13 protein-coding genes are annotated in these 15,039 nt (G+C 66.6%); 6 read left to right on the forward strand and 7 right to left on the reverse strand.

The window, feature by feature from the left end; genetic code table 11:
- The first annotated feature begins 2 nt into the window (after nucleotides 1-2).
- Together G7026_RS19180 and G7026_RS19185 are read left to right on the forward strand one after the other, a co-directional pair.
- A complete protein-coding gene (locus tag G7026_RS19180; protein WP_181072549.1) occupies nucleotides 3-3,062 on the forward strand; it encodes an efflux RND transporter permease subunit in 3,060 nt (1,019 codons plus the stop codon).
- On the forward strand, nucleotides 3,059-4,501 hold the full coding sequence (locus tag G7026_RS19185; protein WP_181072551.1) for an efflux transporter outer membrane subunit: 1,443 nt from the start codon (nucleotides 3,059-3,061) through the stop codon (nucleotides 4,499-4,501). Before G7026_RS19180 ends, G7026_RS19185 begins: the two co-directional genes overlap by 4 nt.
- Nucleotides 4,502-4,699: 198 nt before the next feature.
- Here the strand turns inward: G7026_RS19185 and G7026_RS19190 are convergent, their stop codons facing one another.
- Entirely contained in the window at nucleotides 4,700-5,590 is an 891-nt protein-coding gene (locus tag G7026_RS19190) for a PA4780 family RIO1-like protein kinase (RefSeq protein ID WP_181072553.1), read from the reverse strand.
- Between the two features lie 157 nt (nucleotides 5,591-5,747).
- Here G7026_RS19190 and ada point away from each other — a divergent pair, with 157 nt between their 5' ends.
- The 4 genes from ada (at nucleotide 5,748) to G7026_RS19210 (ending at nucleotide 8,940) form a co-directional block, all read left to right on the forward strand.
- A complete protein-coding gene (gene ada / locus G7026_RS19195) occupies nucleotides 5,748-6,785 on the forward strand; it encodes a bifunctional DNA-binding transcriptional regulator/O6-methylguanine-DNA methyltransferase Ada (protein WP_181072555.1) in 1,038 nt (345 codons plus the stop codon).
- Nucleotides 6,786-6,834: 49 nt separating this feature from the next.
- Nucleotides 6,835-7,071: a hypothetical protein gene (locus G7026_RS19200; protein WP_181072557.1), complete on the forward strand. Its 237-nt coding sequence runs from the start codon at nucleotides 6,835-6,837 to the stop codon at nucleotides 7,069-7,071.
- Between the two features lie 40 nt (nucleotides 7,072-7,111).
- Nucleotides 7,112-7,891: a TatD family hydrolase gene (locus G7026_RS19205; RefSeq protein ID WP_181072559.1), complete on the forward strand. Its 780-nt coding sequence runs from the start codon at nucleotides 7,112-7,114 to the stop codon at nucleotides 7,889-7,891.
- Between the two features lie 140 nt (nucleotides 7,892-8,031).
- A complete protein-coding gene (locus tag G7026_RS19210; protein WP_181072560.1) occupies nucleotides 8,032-8,940 on the forward strand; it encodes a LysR family transcriptional regulator in 909 nt (302 codons plus the stop codon).
- An 11-nt stretch (nucleotides 8,941-8,951) separates the two neighbouring features.
- Here G7026_RS19210 and G7026_RS19215 read toward each other — a convergent pair whose 3' ends face one another.
- From G7026_RS19215 to nfi, 6 genes are all read right to left on the reverse strand, one after another.
- Nucleotides 8,952-9,668, reverse strand: coding sequence for an SDR family oxidoreductase (locus G7026_RS19215; RefSeq protein WP_181072563.1), 717 nt, complete (start codon nucleotides 9,666-9,668; stop codon nucleotides 8,952-8,954).
- Nucleotides 9,669-9,721: 53 nt separating this feature from the next.
- Nucleotides 9,722-10,390 carry a peroxiredoxin-like family protein gene (locus G7026_RS19220; protein WP_181072565.1) on the reverse strand — a complete coding sequence of 223 codons (669 nt, stop codon included), beginning with the start codon at nucleotides 10,388-10,390 and terminating at the stop codon, nucleotides 9,722-9,724.
- A 215-nt stretch (nucleotides 10,391-10,605) separates the two neighbouring features.
- Complete coding sequence (locus tag G7026_RS19225; RefSeq protein WP_181072566.1) at nucleotides 10,606-12,636, reverse strand: methyl-accepting chemotaxis protein; 2,031 nt, start codon at nucleotides 12,634-12,636, stop codon at nucleotides 10,606-10,608.
- 194 nt (nucleotides 12,637-12,830) lie between these two features.
- On the reverse strand, nucleotides 12,831-13,661 hold the full coding sequence (gene ampE, locus G7026_RS19230) for a regulatory signaling modulator protein AmpE (RefSeq protein WP_181072568.1): 831 nt from the start codon (nucleotides 13,659-13,661) through the stop codon (nucleotides 12,831-12,833).
- Nucleotides 13,658-14,227, reverse strand: a complete 570-nt coding sequence (gene ampD / locus G7026_RS19235) for a 1,6-anhydro-N-acetylmuramyl-L-alanine amidase AmpD (protein WP_181072570.1) — start codon at nucleotides 14,225-14,227, stop codon at nucleotides 13,658-13,660. The genes ampE and ampD overlap by 4 nt, the downstream gene beginning before the upstream one ends.
- Nucleotides 14,228-14,297: 70 nt before the next feature.
- Nucleotides 14,298-15,014 carry a deoxyribonuclease V gene (nfi, locus tag G7026_RS19240; RefSeq protein WP_181072572.1) on the reverse strand — a complete coding sequence of 239 codons (717 nt, stop codon included), beginning with the start codon at nucleotides 15,012-15,014 and terminating at the stop codon, nucleotides 14,298-14,300.
- Nucleotides 15,015-15,039: the final 25 nt, after the last annotated feature.

Genomic DNA, 15,039 nt, shown 5'->3' on the forward strand with positions numbered 1-15,039 from the left:
CGATGGATTTCGCACGCTATGCCATCGGCAAGCCGGTCAATACCTGGGTGCTGGTGCTGATCTGCCTGTTCGGCGGGATTGTCGCCTTCTTCGAGATCGGCCGCCTCGAAGACCCTGAGTTCACCATCAAGGAAGCGATCATCAACGTGCAATACCCCGGCGCGACGGCGCTGGAGGTGGAACAGGAAGTGACCGAACCGCTGGAGAGCGCCATCCAGCAGATGTCGCAGATCAAGGAGATCCGCTCGCGTTCGATGGTCGGTCAGGCGGAAATCCGTGTCGAGATCCTCGACAGCATCGCCGGCGACGCGTTGCCCCAGGTATGGGACGAACTGCGCAACAAGATCAGCGACGCCCAGGGCGACCTTCCACCGGATGCGCAGGTGCCGGTGGTCAATGACGACTTCGGTGACGTCTACGGCATCTACTATGCGCTGACCGGCGACGGCCTCACCCTCAAGGAGTTGCACGAGACGGCCAAGGAGCTGCGCCGCGGCCTGCTGGCCGCCGAGGGCGTGGCCAAGGTCGACATCGCCGGGGTTCAGGAGGAGCGGATCCTGGTCGAGGTGGATCAGGCGCGCCTGGCCGCCTTGCGCCTGTCGCCGGATGAAATCAGCGCGGCGCTGGCAGACGCCGACGCGGTGGTCGAGGCCGGCGGCGTGCATGCCGGCGAGCTGTTCGTGCGCATCCGCCCGACCGGCTCCTTCGACTCGCTCGAAACCCTGCGCGCGCTACCGGTCGGCCAGGGCGCGCAGAGCGTGGACCTGGGCGACATCGCCCAGATCCGCCGCGACTATGCCGAACGCCCGGTGCAGATCATTCGCCACAACGGCCAACCCGCGCTGACCCTCGGCGTCAGTGGCATCTCCGGCAGCAACATCGTCGACGTCGGCCGTACCGTGGAGGCCACCCTCGCCTCGCTGGAACACCGCATGCCGCTGGGCGCCGAGCTCCATCCGCTGTACCAGCAGCACCAGATCGTCGACGAGTCGGTGAACAGCTTCGCGCTCAACGTGTTCCTCTCCGTCGCCATCGTGGTGGGCGTGCTCTGCCTGGCCATGGGGGTGCGCGCCGGTGTGATCATCGGCTCGGTGCTGTTCCTTACCGTGCTCGGCACGCTCATGGTGATGTGGCTGAGCGGCATCGAACTCGAACGCATCTCCCTCGGCGCGCTGATCATTGCCATGGGCATGCTGGTGGACAATGCGGTGGTGGTCTGCGATGGCATGCTGATCCAGCAGCGCCGCGGCATGTCCATCCTCAAGGCCTCGCAGAAAGTGCTGAGCCAGACCCAGTGGCCGCTGCTCGGATCGACCGTGATCGGCATCCTTGCCTTTGCCGGCATCGGCCTGTCGCAGGACACCACGGGCGAATTCCTCTTCTCGCTGTTCTTCGTCATTGCCGTGTCGCTGCTGCTGAGCTGGATTCTCGCCCTGCTGATCGTGCCGCTGTTCGGCTACTACCTGCTCGAACGCAAGCGCAAGGAGCCCGAGCAGGACATGGGCGACGACCAGTCCCTCTATAGCGGCCCGATCTACGACCGCTTCCGCGCCACGGCACGCGGCGTGCTGCGCCATCCAGGCCTGACCATCAGCGCCCTGGTGATCCTCACCGTCGCCTGCATGTTCGGCTTCACCCGAGTCCCACAGAGCTTCTTCCCGCCGTCGAGCACGCCGCTGTTCTACGTCAACCTGTTCCTGCCACAGGGCACCCACATCCACGACACCAGCCGCACCGCGCAGGACCTGGAGAATTACCTGTCCGGACTCGACGGGGTAACCGACGTTTCAACCTACATCGGCTCCGGCGCTTCGCGCTTCATGCTCACCTATGCGCCGGAACAGCCGAACCCGTCGCTGATGCATTTTCTGGTACGCACCGATGACGCCGAGGTGATCGACGGCCTGGTACGCGAGATCAACCAGACGCTGCCCGGGCGCTATCCGGGCAGCGATGTGGCCGCGGCACGCTTCATGTTCGGCCCCAACGCCGAGTCCAAGCTCGAGGCCCGCATCAGCGGCCCGGACATCGAGGTGCTGCGCGAACTGTCGGCCAAGGGCCAGCGGCGCCTACAGGACGAAGGTCAGGTGTTGAACATCCGCGACGATTGGCGCCCGCCGGTGCTGACCCTGCAACCACGACTGGCGCTGGAGCGGCTGGCCGACGCCGGACTCACCCGGCAAGCGGTGGCGCGCTCGCTGGCCGTCGCGACCGAGGGTAGCCAGGTCAGCCTCTTTCGCGAGAAGGACGAACTGATTCCAATCCTGCTGCGCGCCACCGAACAGGACCGCGCCGGCCCCGATGACTTGCTGCAGCGGCTGATCTGGAGCCCGGCGATCACCGACTACGTGCCGCTGGCGCAAGTCGCCGACGGGGTAGACGTGGTCAGCGAAGACACCATGATCCGCCGCTACGACCGGGTGAGAACCATCGCCATCCGTGCCGAACCGCTGGACGGGGAGAACACCAACGATGCCCTGGCCCGCATCCGTCCGTTGATCGAAGGCATCGAACTACCCACCAACTACAGCTTGAAATGGGGTGGCGATTACGAGCAGTCGGCCGATGCTCAGGAAGCGTTGGCCAGCACCCTGGCGCTGCCTTTCCTGGCGATGGTGCTGGTCACCGTGCTGCTGTTTGCCAAGGTCCGCCAGCCGCTGATGATCTGGATGGTGGTGCCGATGGCCATCTGCGGGGTGACTGTCGCGCTCCTGGCGACCGGGCAGGCGTTCGGCTTCATGGCCCTGCTCGGCCTGCTCAGCCTGACCGGCATGCTGATCAAGAACGCCGTGGTGCTGGTCGATGAGATCGATCGTCAGATCGAGGAACAGGTGCCGCGCCTGACGGCAATCATCGAAGCCTCGGCGTCGCGCCTGCGGCCGGTGGCCATGGCGGCCGGCACCACCGTGCTGGGCATGGTGCCGCTGCTGTTCGACCCCTTCTTCGCCAACATGGCCGTGACCATCATGGGCGGCCTGAGCTTCGCGACCCTGCTCACGCTGCTCGCCGTGCCCTGCTTTTATCTGCTGCTGATGGGCGTCAAGCAGGAGGAGGTGCAATGATCCGGCTATCGCCCTTCAAGCCCGCAATGCTGGCGCTGACGCTTGGCCTGGCCGCCTGCTCCAGCGTGCCCGAGCAGCCGCCGACCGTGCTGCCCGAAAGCTGGTTCGGCGCCGCCTCGACGCAACCGGCCGACGAGCAGGCCCTGGCCGACTGGTGGCGGCATTTCGGCGACCCGGAGCTGACCCGTCTGGTCCAGACGGCCATGGAGCGCAACCGCGATGTGCAGCTGGCGATGTTGCGCGTCAACAGCGCCAGGGCGCAGTTGCGCCAGTCGCGCGCCGGGCTTTTTCCGAGCCTGGATCTACCCGGCTCAGCCAGCCGCCAGTGGATAGAAAACGATCAGGACATCCCCCCGGATAGCCCGCTGGCCGGTCTGGGGCTCGATGACAACCTGCGCCTGGACAGCTGGGAACTGGCACTGCAGGCGACCTGGGAGCTGGACCTGTTCGGCGCCACCCGCGCACGCGCCGACAGCGCCCGGCATCAGGTTCGCTCGGCCCAGGCCCAGGCCATCGCCGCCCGCCTGGCGGTGGCCTCCAACGCAGCGCAGGGTTACATCCAGCTGCGTGCATTGGAGGCGCAACGTGCTCTGCTCGAAGAAGGCATTGACGTGGCCCGGGACCTGGAGCGCATTTCTGCCCTGCTGTTCGAGGCGGGTGACGTCACGCGCCTGGACGTGGAGGCGACTTCGGCCGAGCGGGCCTCGCTGGAAGCGGACCTGGGCGAACTGGACATCAACCTCGCCGAAGCCCGGCTGGCCCTCGACACACTGCTGGCGCTGCCGCCGGGTAGCATGGCGCGGGACTACGCAGCCCATTCGCCCGTGCCGCTGGCAAACCTGTCCATCGCGCCGGGCCAGCCCATCGACCTGTTGCGTCGCCGTCCGGACCTGATCGCCGAGGCCGCGCGCCTGGAAAGTTCCGATCTGCAGGCCCTGGCGTCCCGCCGCGACCTTTTTCCGCGCATCGCCCTGCAGGCCGCGGTGGGACGCTCAGGCACGTACCTGAACAACGAGATCGGCAGCGCGTCGAACTTCGCCCGCCTCGGCGCGACCTTTGGCCTGCCATTTCTCGATTTCGCCAATCGCGGCGCCGCCATCGACCTGGCCGATGCCGAACGCGACACGGCGTACATGACCTTCGAACAGACGGTCGCCAATGCCCTGGAGGAAGTCGAGCGCGGCCTGGTCCGCATCGATGGCCAGCAACGCCGGTATCGCGCGCTGGACACCACCTTGCGCCACCGTGAGCGCGCCTATGATCTGGCGCAGCGCAGCTACCGCCTCGGCGAAGCCAACCTCAGCGAAGTGCTCGACGCTCAGCGTGGCGCCCTGCAGGCCAGGCAGCGCGCCCTCGAAGGCCGCACCGCCCTGGCTACCGCGCAGGTCGCCCTGTTCGTCGCCCTCGGCGGCGGCTGGCAGGTCCAGTCGGAGCCGTAAGACGCTGGAAGCTGGAAGCTGGAAGCTGGAGGCTGGAGGCTGGAGGCTGGAATTGGGGTGGGATGGACCGGCGGGTTCGCGCGTCCTGACAGAGGAAGAGGCGGACACCGCAACCTGCACGGCGAACCCTCTGTTGCGCCAGTGACAGGGCGGCAATGCCGCGCCCGTCGACCTAAAGGGCGCAGCGCCTTGCCTGGTTCAGTTACGCATCCACGGTGGGGTGGGCGGTTCGTCGTTCGGCGCGTCTTCGGCGTTGCGCAAGGCCTCGCGGCGGGCCTGCTCGGCCAGCGTCGCCTTGATCTCGCGCATCACCGCGTCAAGGTCGGCGGCGTCCTCGGGCTCGGCGAACTCACCGGTCAGCTCGGTTTCTGGCGTCAGCTTGCCCTCCTCGTACAAGGCCCACATTTCCTTGGCGTAGCGGGTGTAGCGCAGCTCCGGCGCGAACTGGCCGAAGTAGGCGGACATGTTGCCAACGTCACGCTCGAGCATCTCGAACGCATGGTTGTTGCCGGCGGCATCCACGGCTTGCGGTAGGTCGATGATCACCGGCCCTTCGGCATCGAGCAGCACATTGAATTCGGACAGGTCACCATGCACCAGGCCGGCGCAGAGCATCTTCACCACCTCGCCGATCATGAAGGCATGGAACTCACGGGCATCGTCCGGATGCAGATCCACATCGTTCAGGCGCGGGGCTGCATCGCCGTCTTCGCCCGCGATCATCTCCATCAGCAGCACGCCGTCGAGAAAATCGTAGGGTTTGGGGACCCGCACACCAACATCGGCCAGGCGGAACAGCGCCGCCACTTCGGCATTCTGCCAGTTCTCCTCGCGCTCCTTGCGGCCGTGCTTGGTACCCTTGGCCATCGCGCGGGCGTCGCGACTGCCCCTTACCTTGCGGCCTTCCTGGTACTTCACGGCCTGTCGGAAGCTGCGGTTGTTGGCTTCCTTGTACACCTTGGCGCAGCGCAGTTCGTCACCGCAGCGCACCACATACACCGCTGCCTCCTTGCCACTCATCAGCGGACGCAGCACTTCATCGATCAGTCCATCCTCGAGCAATGGTTCGAGTCGTTTGGGCGTTTTCATCAGCGGCTTGCGGGTCCTTTCGTTCGAGGCGTGGCTCTCAGGTTACGGCAATCGCCGACAGGCTTCCACGCCGGGCAACGAGTTTGAAAGCGCATCTGACGGTGGCAGTCGCGAGCGACCGGGCCGACAATGGTCCCATCACCCGACGGAGCCGCCCATGCTCGACCTCGACCGCTGCTGGCAAGCCCTGTGCGAACGCGACGAACGCTTCGACGATCGCTTCGTCTTCGCCGTGCATTCGACCGGTATCTTCTGCCGCCCCAGCTGCCCGGCGCGCCGGCCCAGACGCGAGGGCGTGACCTTCTATGCCAGCCCCGACGAAGCCGTCGCGGCGGGCTATCGCCCCTGCCTGCGCTGCTCGCCGACCGGCCTCAGCCCCTCGGCGCAGCTCGACGAGCTGGTGGCGGCCGCCTGCCGGCTGCTCGAAGCGGACGAGCACATGACGCTCAAATTGCTGGCCGCTCGCATCGGCCTGTCCACCTCCCACCTGAGCCGCGCCTTCAAGGACCGGACCGGACTATCCCCTGGCGCCTGGGCGGCTGCCCGGCGGCGTCAGCGCCTCGAGGCCCAGCTGCCGGGAGCCGAAACCGTCCTGGCCGCCGCCCTGGACTGTGGCTACGCCGACAGCCGCGCCCTTTACCGTGCCCCGGCCAGCCTGACCCCGCGCCAGCGCCGCGCCCGTGGCGCTGGCGAAACCCTGAGCTACGCGGTAGCGCCCTGCCCCCTCGGGCTTTTGCTGGTGGCCGCGAGTACGCAAGGCATCTGCGCGCTGCTGTTCGGCGACGATCAGGCAGCACTCGAAGCCGAACTGCGCGAACGCTTCGCCGCGGCGCAGCTGGAGCCGGATCAGGCGGGCCTGGGCGACTGGCTACAACGCATCGTCGAGCAGCTGGACGAACCCGCCCGCGCGGCCCGCCTGCCGCTGGATCTGCGCGGCAGCGCCTTTCAGCAGCGCGTCTGGCAGGCGCTGCAGGAGATCCCGGCAGGCCAGACGCGCCGTTACGGCGAGCTGGCCACCGAACTGGGCAGCCACGCGCGCGCCGTGGCCCGCGCCTGCGCCAGCAATCCGGTGGGGCTGCTGGTGCCCTGCCACCGCGTGGTCGGAGCCAACGGCGCCTTGACCGGTTATCGCTGGGGGGTGGAGCGCAAGGCGCGATTGCTCGACGAAGAACAGCGGGCATCGAAGGGAGACTGAACGGCTTTTAGTGGTCCGATAGTGCAGAACCGCCCGACCGAGAATCGCGATGACCGACTTCAAGCGCTACCGCATCCACTACCTGATCAATGGCAACCCCGCCTCGCTGAGCATGAGCTCGTTCGAGGAGCCGAGCATCGAGCAAGCTGAACTGGAGATTCTCCTGCACCATGTCCGCGAACCTCGGGCTGCGGTGGACGCCCCCTGGGAAAGCCCGGAGCAGCGGAGCGAACGCAGCCGGATGGACGAACTGGGCGTCAGCAATATCCAAATCGAGCCCGAATGAACGACCGGGCGTAAGCTCCAGCCGTCCACCGGAGACCCGCGTGCCCCTGATCGACACCCATACCCACATCGACTTCGAGCATTTCGACGACGACCGCCACGAGGTCATCGCCCGCTGCCAGGCGGCCGGCGTCGAGCGGTTGATCGTACTCGGTGTGCACCAGGCCAACTGGCAGCGGGTCTGGCAACTGGCACTCGATGAGCCGGGGGTGCACGCAGCGCTCGGCCTGCACCCGGTGTTTCTTGCCGACCATCGCCCCGAGCACCTGGACGAGCTGAGGCACTGGCTGGGACGCCTGTGTGGCGAAGACAAGCTATGCGCCATCGGCGAGATCGGACTGGACTATTACATCGAGGATCCGGACAAGGAGCGTCAGCAACAGCTGCTCGAAGCGCAACTGAACCTGGCCGATGAGTTCGAGCTGCCGGTGCTGCTGCATGTGCGCCGCGCCCACGCGCCGATGATCGCCGCGCTCAAGCAGCGCAAGCTCAAGCGCGCCGGCATCGCCCACGCCTTCAGCGGCAGTTGGGAAGAAGCGCGCGAATACATCCGCCTGGGCTACAAGCTGGGACTCGGCGGTGCCGGCACCTGGCCTCAGGCTCACCGCATGCATCGGGTACTCAAGCAACTGCCGCTCGAAAGCATCGTGCTGGAAACCGACGCCCCGGACATCACGCCCTTCAGCCATGCGGGCCAGCGCAACAGCCCGGAGTTCCTCCCAGACATCTGCCGCGAACTGGCCGAGCTACGTGGCATCGGCTCCGAAGAACTGGCCGAGGCCAGCTACCGGAACACCTGCGAGCTGTTCGGCTGGGGGTGAGTGCGAGCGGCCCGAGAGTCGCCCGGGCGCTGCCGGCCAGCCCCGATGAGGCCACAACCCCGCCTATCCCAATCGCCCACTCCTTCCCTACACTTGCGCTTCGCCCGTCACCGCCCCGCTCGAGCCAAGGACCCATCGCTATGGATCGCATGACTGCCATGGAAACCTTCGTCAGCGTGATGGAGGCCGGCTCCTTCTCGGCCGCGGCGCGACGGCTCAAGCTCGGCCAGCCGGCCGTGTCCAAAGCCATCGCACAACTGGAGACACGGCTCGGCACGCCGCTGCTGATGCGCTCCACGCGCGGGCTGACAGCAACGGACGCGGGCCAACGATTTTACGAGCATGCGCGCCGTGCGATCGAAGCCGCCGACGAAGCCGAGCAAGCAGCGCGCATTTCCGCCAGCGGTTTGTCCGGCGTGCTGCGGGTCAGTGCGGCGACTACCTTCGCCCGGCTGCACATCCTGCCGGCGCTCAAGGGGTTCATGGACCGCTACCCGGAGCTGGAGGTCGACGTGACCCTGGACGACCGCGTCATCGACCTGCTTGGCGAAGGCATGGACGTGGCGTTGCGTATGGGTACGCTGGACGACTCCGCGATGACCGCTCGGCGGCTCGCGCAGTGTCAACGCCGAGTCGTCGGCACCCCCGCCTACTTCGCCGCGGAGGGCATCCCGCGCACCCCGGCAGACCTCAGCGGTCATCGGGCAATCGTCTATTCCCAGCGTGGCGGCGGCGAGGCCTGGGCGTTCAGCCAGCAGGGCCGCGAGGTTGCGGTGAGCGTCTCCGGCCGGCTGCGGGTGAGCGCCGCCGAGGGGATACGCACTGCGGTGCTGAGCGACATCGGGCTGGCGGTGGCCTCGCACTGGATGTTCTCCCCCGAACTGGCGGACGGCACCGTCCAGGCCGTGCTGAACGACTGGGCGCTGCCGCCGGTGGACCTGTGGGCGGTGTTCCCGGCCGGCCGGCGCGTCACCTCTCGGGCGCAGGCGTTCATCGAATTCGTCGAAGAAACCATGGCAGCGCAGACCGGCACGTCCCTGCCCGCCTGATCCTCGCCGCGTCAGAACGCCGCCTTGCCGATCGACGCCCCGCCGTCGACATACAGCGTCTGACCGGTCATGAAGCCGGCCTCCTCCGACAACAGGAAGGCGATGGTCGCTGCGATCTCCTCCGGCTTGCCGAAACGTCCCAGGGGCACTGCCGCGAGGTACCGCTTCTCCCCGTCACTGCCTTTTGGGTTGCCTGCACGGAACAGCTCGGTCTCGGTCGGGCCGGGCGCCACCGCGTTGACCGTGATGCCGGTGCCGGCCAGCTCCAGCGCCCAACTGCGGGCAAAGCTCACAAGCGCGGCCTTGGCCGCCGCGTAGGCGGTGCGCTGGGTCATGCCGAGAATGGTCAAGCTGGAAAGATTAACCACCCGCCCCCAGCGGCGTTCACGCATGCCCGGCAACAGCGCCTGGACGGTCTGCAGAGCCGGGTGCAGGTTGAGCGCCAGGACGCTGTCGAGCGCGTCGAGATCGACCTCGCCGAGCGGTTGCGGCCTGACCAGACCGACGTTGTTCACCACGCCGTCGAACGCATGCCGCGCCGTCAGTTCGCGTAGCGCGGCATCGGTGGCGGCTCGGTCGGCCAGGTCCAGGCAGACCAGTTCGCCGGGGAAAGCCGCGTGCTCTCGGGCAATACCGACCACTCGATGACCGGCGCGGGATAACCGTTCCGACAGGGCAAGGCCGATGCCCTTGGTGGCACCGGTGATGAGAAAGGTACGTGTCGTCATGACGAACTCCAGACAAAGGGGATGGCCGCGCCAAGCGGGCGCGGCGCGACAGGTCAGCCGCGGCGGGCCTTTTCCAGCACGGGGAACAGCTCCGACGGATCGGGGCGGTGGGTGTAATCCGGGTTCACTTCGGAATACAGCACGGTGCCATCCTGAGCGACCACGTAGCGCGCCGGCATCGGCAACGTCCAGCTCGGGTCATCGTTGAAGGTCGGCAAGTCGTTCTTCAGCGCCTTGTACAGCTCGACCAGGTAATCGGGCAGCGCGAAGCTCAGGCCGAACGAGGCGCCCACCGCTCCGCTCAGGTCGCTGAGCACGGGAAAGCCCAACTCGTGGGTGCGCACCGATTTGCGGCTGTTCACTGGTGTCTGCGGTGAGATCGCCACCATGTTTGCGCCCAGCTCGCGCAAGCGCGGAAGTATCTCGTTGAGCGCCTGCAGCTCGAGGTTGCAATATGGGCACCAAACGCCCCGGTAGAAGCTGATTACCAGAGGCCCCTGGGCGAGCAGCTCGGCGGAGGACACCGGTTGACCATTCTGGTCGACCAGTTCGAAGGTTGGCGCGCGCTCCCCTGCCTTCACGGCACGGGCGGCCTGGCCGCTGGCGATCAGCTCCGCGGTGGCGCGCTCCATGATGGGATGGATATGCGCAGGGGCGTTAAACGGTGGCTTGCCAGCCTTGAATTCGGCCTTGAAGGCATCGAGTTTGTCTTGCAGCGACACGGCGGATACTCCGAAGTGGGTCGACGAACGCGGTGTTCATCGTGGTCGCCATCTTTCGGTATCCGCCGGTGATCAGGTAGGCGGCTGGCGGGAATAACGGTTATTCCCGGAGCAATGAACAGGGCTTGTTTGCTACACGTCAGTCCAGCGGGACACATCGCCAAATCAACCACGCATACGCCTGCGATTGTCACGCAGTTCGTCCTTGCCGACGCTCAAACCCTGAACGCACCGATCAACTGCTGCAGCTGAGCCACCTGAGCGGTGAGCTCGCGGCTCGCCTGCTCGGCCTGCCCCGCTCCTTGCGCGGTGCGCTGTCCGGCCTGGCTGATGGCGACGATGTTCTGATCGATGTCATGGGCCACGGCGGTCTGTTCTTCGGCAGCGGCGGCGATCTGCTGGTTCTGGTCGACGATCATGCCCACCGCCGTGAGGATGTTCTGCAGGGCCTGCTGAACCTGTGCCGACTGGCTGACCGTGTCATCGGCCATGCGATGGCTGGCGTGCATGGTCTTGACCGCCGCGCCGACGCCCGACTGGAGCCGGGCGATCATCTGCTCGATCTCGGCGGTAGACTGCTGGGTGCGTCGCGCCAGGTTACGTACCTCGTCGGCGACCACCGCGAAGCCTCGACCCTGCTCGCCGGCGCGTGCTGCCTCGATCGCCGCGTTGAGTGCCAGCAGGTTGGTCTGTTCGGCGATGGCCTTGATCACATCCAGCACCTGGCTGATCGCCGTGCTATCGGTGACCAGCTGGTTGATCACGCTCACCGATTGTTCGATTTCCCCGGCCAGACGCTGGATGCTGTCGACCTGCGCGTCCACCAGGCCTCGCCCGCTCTGGGTTTCTCGGTTCACCGCCTGGGCACCGTCGACCGCCGCGGATGCGCTACTCGCCACTTCCTGGGCGGTAGCCGACATCTGGTTCATCGCGGTGGCGACCTGGTCGATCTGGCCGCGCTGCTCGGTCACCGCATGGCTGCTGTCGGCGGCGATGCCCTCGACCGCGCCGGCCTGCCGGTTGACCTCGCCCACCGTCTGCCCGACCCGTTCGATCAGTTCGCGAATGCGGGTGATCGAGGCGTTGAATACTTGCCCCAGCTCGCCCATCTCGTCGCGGCTCTGCACCTTGAAACGAGCCGTCATGTCGCCTGCGGCCACCTGATCGAGCACACGCCCGAGCGCCGACAGAGACGCACGGGTGGACACGTAGAAGGCGCTGTAGAGGTAGACCACCAGCACGAACACCAGCGCCAGCGCCGCCAACAGCAGGGTCATCTCCAACTGCTTGCCCTGCAGCCGCTCGCCCAGACGCTGATGGAGAAACGCCAGCGAGGTATCGTTGAACGCGTAGGTCTTGGCCATCTCGGCGGTGAGCCGGTCGTAGAACTGCTCCCACGGCTGGTCCAATGCGTCGGCCATGATCACTTCGTCCTGGATCAGCTCGCTGCCGACCCGCAGCGAATCGCGGCTGGCCTCGGCCTGGGCCTGCAACCGTTCGCGGTCGGTGCCGACGCGCGCCAGCGCGTCCTGCAATTGGGCGCCATATTGAGCCTGGGTCTTTTCCAGCTCCAGCACCAGGTTGTCCAGCGCGTTGCTCGCGTCGGAATTGAGGAACCCCTGGCCGAACGTGTAGGCACCGACTGCCCGGGCCTCGGCCAGCAGCCCTGTGACGGCAGGGGTTGCAGTGGTGAGCAGTTCGCTGATCTGGCGCACGTCGCTCTGGGTGTCGACACTCAGGCCCGACTGATTGGCGATCAGCCTGATCAGCACCTGGGCATGACCGAGTACCTGCTCAGCCATCGCTACCTTGGACTGCAGCGATGCTTCGTTGCGCGCCGCCTCGAACGCTGCGGCCAGCGCGTCGCGGCGCAAGGTGAACTCGGCAATCTGGTCGGCCTCCTCGCCAACCGGTACCAGTGCGCCGAGCCGCTGCGTCACCGCCTCCTGCGCTCGCCCCATGCGCGTGCTCAGGGCCTGGGAGTTGCCGGCCTGACCAATGATCACCTCGATCCGCGCCAGGTCCCTCCAGTCTTCCAGGTCGCGGCGCAGCGACAAACCCGCAGCGAGCGGCTCTAGGCTCTGCAGCTCGACCTGCGTCGCGACGAACTCGCGGTAGGATTCCTTCACCAGGAAGTAATTGGTGAGCAGCATGGGAACGAAGAACAGCGCGCTAATCAGGCTGAACTTCATGCCGAAACTCAGGCGATTCATCATCGCCACTGCAGGATTGAGCAGGCGCTTCAAAAGACGTCTCCCGTATTGTTATTGGGGCGCAGCCGGCTGGCTGCGGAGCTCGTCAGAGTTGAGATCGTTATACGGGATATCGGCGGGGCAGTAGCCAACTTAAGCAATGGCGATGTGCCGCCATAAGCGGGAAGGATGGGCGCTGCTGAGAATGAGCAGGGCCCACGGGGAATGGCAGCGGAACGCGGCGCTGCTCAGGCGAGCAGCGTGACTACGGCGAAGACCGCATACCAGAGCGCCCCAGCACGGATCAGCAGGGCCCAGAGCGCATCCAGGCGAGCCACGCCAGGCTCGCCGATGAAGCGCTCGTCGAGATCTGCCGCCGCCGGCCCTGCCTGGCCGAGCAGGCGACCGGCAGGCAAGTCCCAGTGCAGTAATTCGGGCAGCAAGACCCGGTTGACCGCCACGAAGTTGCCCACCAGCGCGAAGCTCGCCGTCAACGCCCGCACCGGCAGCCAGTCCAGCGCGTGGCGCACCTGTGAGGCCCGCTCGCGCAGCCCCTGGTTCGCGCCGTGCTCGGCGACCAAGGCCAGCAGCCGGTAGCCGAGCGCCACCAGCGGGCCGAGCAGCATGTACCAGAAGATCACCGCGAAGAAGCTCTGGAAGCCTTGCCAGAGCAGGTGCCGCTCGACCCTTTCGAACAACCCGCGCTCGCTGTCGTCGGTCAGCCCGAGGTCCCGCTCGGCAGCCAGAAAGGCGCCCTCTCGGTCTTCGCGCCGCCACATGTCGCGAAACGGCCCGAGCTGCCGCTTCACATCGCCTCGTCCCAGGCTGTAGAGCACCACCAGCAGGTGCACCGGCAGGACCAGCAAGCCATAAGCCAGCGGCTCGAGCACCGCCAGCAGGAGGGCCAGCGCAATCACCGGCAACAGCACGAGCAGCGCCAGGAGCAACCAGGGCGAGTCGCCCAGCGACTGCTGGAGGCGCGCCTGCAGGGACAGCCACCAGCCGTCGCGCTGTACAGCCAGGCGCAGCGACGAGAACTTTTCAACCAAGAGCACCAGTAGCAGAACCAGAAAACTCACATCACGCTCCTTGTTTCGGTACAGATCGAGGCGGCAACCAGACGGCGCCAGTCGAAGAACGGGCCAGGATCGGTCTTGCGCTGCGGCGCGATATCGCTGTGGCCGCAGACACGCTCGGGGGTGATCGCCGGATAGTGCCGCTGCAGCAGCTGGCACAACGCGATCAGCGCCTCGTACTGGGCCTCGGTGAACGGCTGATCATCGGTGCCTTCGAGCTCGATGCCAATGGAGAAATCGTTGCAATTCTCCCGCTCGCAGAAGCACGAGACGCCGGCATGCCAGGCGCGATCGAGCGTCGAGACGAACTGGGTGACCGCACCGTCGCGCTCGATGAGAAAGTGTGCCGAAACCCTGAGGCCGGCGATTTCCTGAAAGAAAGGATGCTCGGCGGGGTCCAGGCAGTTCTGGAAAAGCCGCTGCGCGTTGCCGGTGCCGAAGCACCCGGGCGGCAGGCTGATGTTGTGCAGCACCAGCAGGGACACCTCACCTGCGGGGCGCGCATTGAAATTGGGCGAAGGGCAGTGACTGATGCCCTGGCACCAGCCGGTCGCGGGATCCAGCTGCATGGAGGCTCCTTGGTCGAAGGGTCCCCCAGCTTAAAGCGTCGAGCCGCTCAACACACGGTTTTCGCCGGAGCTAGAACAGCTGCGGCTGGTCCGCTGCCTGACGATCACGCCGGGATGCCAGGCGATCGGCGAGGCGGGTCGGCTCCGGCAGCCGGTAGCGCGTCACGTAGTCCATCACCAGCCGCGGCGCGCTGGCGAGGCTGACCCGGTTGCCCGGCGAGACGATCAGCGGGCGCACCTTGTCCTTGCTGCGCAGCACCGTGCCGATGACGTCGCCACTCTTGTCGAGCAGGTCGACCTGAGCGCCCCGGTTGAGCGCCAGCTCTTCATGGCGGCCGGTGAGGATCTTCTTCGCCACGCCGATGGTCGGCAGCCCGGTCACCACGCCCAGATGAGCGGCGATGCCAAGCCGGCGCGGATGAGCGATGCCCTGGCCGTCGCTGAAGATCATGTCAGGCACCTGCGGTAGCGCCTCGAGCGCCTGCAGCACCGCAGGCAGCTCGCGAAACGACAGCAGGCCAGGGACGTAAGGCATCGAGGTGGGAATACGCGCCAGGCTCTGGGCGACCGGCTCGAGGGTGCTGGCATCGAGCAGCACGACCGCGGCGCGGGTGATGGCCCCGCCCTCTTCGAAGCCAACGTCGACGCCGGCGATCAGTTTCAGCAGCCCGAAATCGTCTTCCAGGCGCACCTGCGCCGCGAGGGTCTTCTGCAGTTCACGGGCGGCGGCGGTGCTGCCATCCCAGTCGCCAAAGGGCGAGGCGTAGCGAGGTTCGGGAACGCTCATGAACTCCTCCAAGGTGATGGGAGAT

It is taken from the genome of Stutzerimonas azotifigens, assembly GCF_013522725.1.
In the GTDB taxonomy this organism is placed as follows: Bacteria; Pseudomonadota; Gammaproteobacteria; order Pseudomonadales; family Pseudomonadaceae; genus Stutzerimonas; species Stutzerimonas azotifigens_A.

What these genes read in the sequence shown, in the direction of transcription:
- nfi (WP_181072572.1), bottom strand. Translation starts at nt 15,014, where the DNA reads ATGAGCGTTCCCGAACCTCGCTACGCCTCGCCCTTTGGCGACTGGGAT.
- G7026_RS19210 (WP_181072560.1), top strand. Translation starts at nt 8,032, where the DNA reads ATGGATCGCATGACTGCCATGGAAACCTTCGTCAGCGTGATGGAGGCC.
- G7026_RS19215 (WP_181072563.1), bottom strand. Translation starts at nt 9,668, where the DNA reads ATGACGACACGTACCTTTCTCATCACCGGTGCCACCAAGGGCATCGGC.
- G7026_RS19200 (WP_181072557.1), top strand. Translation starts at nt 6,835, where the DNA reads ATGACCGACTTCAAGCGCTACCGCATCCACTACCTGATCAATGGCAAC.
- ampD (WP_181072570.1), bottom strand. Translation starts at nt 14,227, where the DNA reads ATGCAGCTGGATCCCGCGACCGGCTGGTGCCAGGGCATCAGTCACTGC.
- ada (WP_181072555.1), top strand. Translation starts at nt 5,748, where the DNA reads ATGCTCGACCTCGACCGCTGCTGGCAAGCCCTGTGCGAACGCGACGAA.
- G7026_RS19190 (WP_181072553.1), bottom strand. Translation starts at nt 5,590, where the DNA reads ATGAAAACGCCCAAACGACTCGAACCATTGCTCGAGGATGGACTGATC.
- G7026_RS19180 (WP_181072549.1), top strand. Translation starts at nt 3, where the DNA reads ATGGATTTCGCACGCTATGCCATCGGCAAGCCGGTCAATACCTGGGTG.
- G7026_RS19185 (WP_181072551.1), top strand. Translation starts at nt 3,059, where the DNA reads ATGATCCGGCTATCGCCCTTCAAGCCCGCAATGCTGGCGCTGACGCTT.